General features: G+C 71.9%; 1 protein-coding gene and 2 pseudogenes. 2 read left to right on the forward strand and 1 reads right to left on the reverse strand.

The features are described from left to right. Positions 1–653 precede the first annotated feature (653 nt). Positions 654–3,805, forward strand: a pseudogene (gene ileS / locus BJF79_RS30615) (isoleucine--tRNA ligase). A gap of 269 nt (positions 3,806–4,074) precedes the next feature. Beyond that, a complete protein-coding gene (locus BJF79_RS30620; RefSeq protein WP_075902638.1) occupies positions 4,075–4,755 on the forward strand; it encodes a DUF1707 domain-containing protein in 681 nt (226 codons plus the stop codon). 3 nt (positions 4,756–4,758) lie between these two features. On the opposite strand, the pseudogene BJF79_RS56065 reads toward BJF79_RS30620, so the two are convergent. Then, positions 4,759–5,503, reverse strand: a pseudogene (locus BJF79_RS56065) (hypothetical protein); the annotation flags it as partial.

A 5,503-nucleotide genomic window follows, 5' to 3' on the forward strand; every position in this document is an offset into this window, starting at 1 on the left:
CCCTTGCGGGCCGTCCCGGCCGCCGCCTTCGTCGCCGCTCGCCCGCGACGCCCGCGGGCCGAGCCGTCCTCCGTCGCGCTGATCGCCTCGGTGGGCAGTCCGGGCATGGGGTCCCCCTTCACGGGCAAGGTCGACGACGACCTCGGATCGTTACCGACCGCTTATGCCCCCGGCCCGAGTTTGCGGAAACCCCAGAAATTCCCGAATCCTCGGAAAGGAACCGTGACGGGCGGCCGCCCCGCCGCGCGATAACCGGAAGAGGACGGCCCGCCGGTGCGTTAAAGTCGGGTACAGCCGCAGCAGGCGATGATGGGGACACCTGCCGCCGCACGCAGCCATGAGCGACCCGGGGACGGTGCGAGCCCGGGGGCGAGCACGGCGGTCCGATCACCCCGGAGCCCTCCGGAAGAACCGCCCCGCCCGTCCGGGGCCCAGTAGACCCGGTCGCCGCGGCTCGAACGAAGCGGTCCGCGCCGAACCCGGTGCGGACAAGGAGGGTGGTACCGCGGGACCGTCCGGACGATCCGGGCGCGCGTCTCGTCCCTCCGGACACGTGCACGCTCGCTTACACGTCGATCCGGAGGTCCGCCACCGTGAGCCGAGATTTCCGGCCACTGCCCGCGCAGGTCGAACTGCCCGCCCTCGAACGGGACATGCTGCGCCGCTGGCAGGAGAACAAGGTCTTCGAGCGGTCGCTGGAGCGCACCGCGTCCGGCCCCCGCTGGCTGTTCTACGAGGGGCCGCCCACCGCCAACGGCATGCCGGGCGTGCACCACGTCGAGGCCCGCGTCTTCAAGGACGTCTTCCCGCGCTACCGCACCATGAAGGGCTACCACGTCCCCCGCAAGGCCGGCTGGGACTGCCACGGGCTGCCCGTCGAGGTCGCCGTGGAGAAGGAACTCGGCCTCACCGGCAAGAAGGACATCGAGGAGTACGGCGTCGCGGAGTTCAACGCCCGCTGCCGCGAATCGGTCCTGCGCCACGTCGACGCGTTCGAGGAGATGTCCGAGCGGATGGGCTTCTGGGTCGACACGGCCCAGGCGTACCGCACGATGGACCCCGAATACGTCGAGGCCGTCTGGTGGTCCCTCAAGCAGATCTTCGACAAGGGCCTGCTGTTCCGCGACTTCCGCATCACCCCGTACTGCCCGCGCTGCGGCACGGCCTGTCCGACCACGAACTCGGCCAGCCCGGCGGGTACGAGGAGATCACCAGCCCGTCGGTGTACGTGCGGATGCCCGTCACGTCCGGCCCGCTCGCCGACCTCGGCGCCGCGCTGCTGATCTGGACGACGACGCCGTGGACGCTCGTGTCCAACACCGCGGTCGCCGTCCACCCCGACGTCACCTACGTCGCCGCGCGTCCCGCCGGGTCCGACGAGGTCCTCGTCGTCGCCGAGCCCCTGCTCGAACAGGTGCTGGGCGCGGACGCCGAACGCCTCGCCACGTACCGGGGCACCGAACTCGAACGCACGACCTACCGGCGCCCGTTCGACCTGGTCGACATCCCGGACGCGCACTACGTCGTCCTCGGCGACTACGTCACCGTCGAGGACGGCACCGGGCTCGTCCACCAGGCGCCCGCGTTCGGCGGCGACGACATGACCGTCTGCAAGAACTACGGCATGCCCATCGTCAACCCGATCGGCCCCGACGGACGGTTCCTCCCCGAAGTGCCCATGGTCGGCGGGAAGTTCTTCAAGGACGCCGACGAATCCCTCACCGACGACCTGCGCGCGCGCGGGCTCCTCTTCCGCGGCGGCCACTTCGAGCACAGCTACCCGCACTGCTGGCGCTGCCACACCCCCCTCCTCTACTACGCGCTGCCCGCCTGGTACATCCGCACCACGCAGATCAAAGACCGGCTGCTGGAGGAGAACGAGAAGACCAACTGGTTCCCCGAAACGGTCAAGCACGGCCGCTACGGCGAATGGCTCCGCAACAACGTCGACTGGTCCCTCTCCCGCAGCCGCTACTGGGGCACTCCCCTCCCCCTGTGGGTCTGCAGCGAAAACGAGGAACACGTCACCTGCGTCGAGTCCCTCGCCGAACTCGGCGAACTCGCGGGCTCCGACATGTCCGCGCTCGACCCGCACCGTCCCTACGTCGACGACGTCACGTTCCCCTGCCCGTCCTGCGGAGCAGAAGCGCGCCGCGTCCCCGACGTGATCGACGCCTGGTACGACTCGGGCTCCATGCCGTTCGCCCAGTGGGGCGCGCCCCACCGCAACAAGGACGTCTTCGAGGCGTCCTACCCCGCGCAGTACATCTGCGAGGCCCAGGACCAGACCCGCGGATGGTTCTACTCCCTGATGGCCGTCGGCACGCTCGTGTTCGACCGGTCGTCCTACGAGAACGTCCTGTGCCTCGGGCTGATCCTCGCCGAGGACGGCCGCAAGATGAGCAAGCACCTCGGCAACGTCCTGCGGCCGATCCCGCTGATGGACGAGCACGGCGCCGACGCCGTCCGCTGGTACATGCTCGCCAGCGGCCTCCCCTGGGCGTCCCGCCGCGTCGGCCACGGCGCCCTGGAGGAAATCGTCCGCAAGGTGCTCCTCACCTACTGGAACACCGCGTCGTTCTTCGTCCTGTACGCGAACGCCGCCCAGTACTCCCCCAACCAACCAACCCCGACCGACCTCCCGGGCCAGGGCAAGGCGTGGACCCCCGACCGGACGGGCGAAGCGCCCGCACCCGCCGACCGTCCCCTCCTCGACCGGTGGGCGCTCGCCGAGCTGCACCGCACCGTCGGCGAGGTCGACACCGCCCTCGACCGGTTCGACACCGCCCGCGCCGGACGCCGCCTCGCCGAGTTCGTCGACGACCTGTCCAACTGGTACGTGCGGCGCTCCCGCAAGCGGTTCTGGGACGGCCCCGAGACGCCCGACGGCGCCGCCGCCTTCGCGACCCTCTACGAGTGCCTGGAGACCCTCACCCGGCTCATGGCGCCGATGGTCCCCTTCGTCACCGACCACGTGTGGGACGTCGTCCGGCCCGCCGACGCACCCGAGTCGGTCCACCTCACCGACTTCCCCACCGTCCGCGAAGACCTCCTTGACCCCGCGCTCACCGAGCAGATGGCGCTCGTCCGGCGGCTCGTCGAACTCGGCCGCTCCGCCCGCGCCGCCAGCGGCGTCCGGACCCGCCAGCCGCTCGGCCGCGCCCTGGTCGGCGCCACCGGCTGGGCCGCGCTGCCCCCGCAGCTGCGCGCCCAGATCGCCGAGGAGCTGAACGTCCAGTCCTTCGAGGAACTCTCCTCGATCGGCGGCGACCTGGTCGAATACGAGGTGAAGCCGAACTTCCGCGAACTCGGCAAGCGGTACGCCAAGGACACCCCGAAGGTCGCCAAGGCCGTCACGTCCGCCGACGCCGCCGCGCTCGTCGCGTCCCTGCGCGCGGACGGGGGCGTCGAGGTGGACGCCGCCGACCTCGGCGCCGTGCGCCTCACCGCCGACGACGTCATCGTCACCGAACGGCCCCGCAGCGGGTGGGCCGTCGAGAGCGCCGCCGGCGAGACCGTCGCCTTCGATCTGACGATCACGCCCGAACTGCGCCGCGCGGGCCTCGTCCGCGAGGCCGTCCGGCTCGTCCAGGAGGCCCGCAAGGCCGCCGGGCTGGAGGTCAGCGACCGCATCGAGCTGTGGTGGGAGGCCGCCGGCACCGACCTCGCCGAGGCGCTGCGCGCCCACGGCACCGAACTCGCCGCCGAAGTCCTCGCCACGTCCGTCGCCGAAGGCCGCCCCGACGGCATCGAAGGCGGCCGCGACGACGAACTGGGCCTCGCCTACTGGCTCCGCAAGAACTAGCCGCATCAGCCGGGGGACGACCCCTGGAAACCCGTAACGGGGGCGGTGACCGCGGCGCGCTCGTACGCACGCCGCGGTCGCCGCCCCCCGCCGCTTCGCGCGGCCGCGGTCGCCCAGCGCCGGGGGGCCGGCGCGAAGCGTGCTCCGGGTCAGCACCGATTCCGCGTTGTACGTGCGCGGTGGGCGAGTTCGGGGCTTTACGTAGTAAGTTTCGGGGCAGGGTTTTGTGGTGGGTTTTCGCGATGCATCGCGTTTGCGATGATGGTGGGGTGAACCTTCCCGAGCATCCTTCCGGACAGGACCCCGCCCGGCTCCGGGCGTCCGACACCGACCGCGACGAGGTCGCCGACCGTCTTCGTGAGGCGCTGGCCGAAGGGCGGATCACGGCCGAGGAGCACGCCGAGCGCATCGACGCGGTGTACCGGGCGAAAACCTACGCGGACCTCGAACCCCTTCTCAGCGACCTGCCCTCGGGGGCGGCGCCCCGGCCGCGGGTGAACCTGCGCAAGGACGTGCCGCCGCCGACCGCGCAGTCGGCGAGCGTCGTCGCGGTCCTTTCGGGGGCGACCCGTACCGGGCGCTGGCTCGTGGAGGCGCGCACGAACGTCGTGTCCCTGCTCGGCGGCGTCGAACTGGACTTCCGGCAGGCCGTGCTCAGCGCGTCCGAGGTCACGGTGAACGTGACGGCCCTCATGGGCGGCGTGGCGATCACCGTGCCGCCCGGGGTTCGGGTCGTCGACTCCAGCATGGCGATACTCGGCGGCACCACGCTGCCCGAGGACGATGTGATCGACCCGGACGCCCCGGTGATCCGGCTGACCGGTGTCGTGCTGCTCTCCGGGGTCACCGTCGAGCGCAAGGAGGCCGGGAAGCCGCGGCGCGAACGTCTGGAGGAGCGCCACCGGCGGGCGATGGGGCACCACGGGCACCGGGATCACCGGCACGACTGAGCCTCAGTCGCGGGCGCGTTCCCGGTCGGGCTGGCAGACGAGGCAGGGCGTGCAGCCGCGGGCCTTGGCCTCGGTGCGGGAGAGGGACTCCAGGTCGTCCGCGTCGTCGCCGATGTCCTCGATGAGGGCGCAGTCCGTGCGGTGGTAGCGCTTGGTGCCGCTCAGGATGCGGACCTGCGGGTCGTCGCCGTCCGGGTCCTCCGCGGGCGGCTCCTCCGCGTCGGCGGCCGCTTCCGGTTCGGGCGCCCGGCGGGGGACTTCGGGCTCTTCCTCGGGCTCCTCGGCGTCGCGCGGGCGGGGCGCCGCGGTGTCCAGGTCGGCGGTGACGTCGGCCGGGGACGGCTCCGGCTTCTCCTCGGGCTCGCTCTTCGCCGGCTCGCTCTTCACGAACTCGCTCTTCGCGGGCTCACTCTTCGCGGGCTCACTCTTCGCGGGCTCGCTCTTCAGAGGTTCGCTCTTCGCGGGCCCGTCCTTGACGAGGTCGGCGACGGGGAGGTCCATCAGCGTCGGGCCGGCGGGGCCGGGCTTCGGCTTCTCGACCGTGTCGAGCGGGGTCGGCGCGGAGTGCTCGCGGGCCAGACCGGCGAGGCCGTTCTCGTCCGGGGAACGTTCCGCCTTCTTGCCCGGTTTCGGTTCCGTCTTGGCGCGCGCCGCCAGTGCGGTGTCGGGCATGCAGGCGGTGCAGGAGCTGAAGCCCTCTTCGCGGGCCTCGGCGTAGGTGAGTTCCTCGGTTTCGCGGCCGGCGAGC

Source organism: Actinomadura sp. CNU-125, assembly GCF_001942465.1.
Classification (GTDB): Bacteria; Actinomycetota; Actinomycetes; order Streptosporangiales; family Streptosporangiaceae; genus Spirillospora.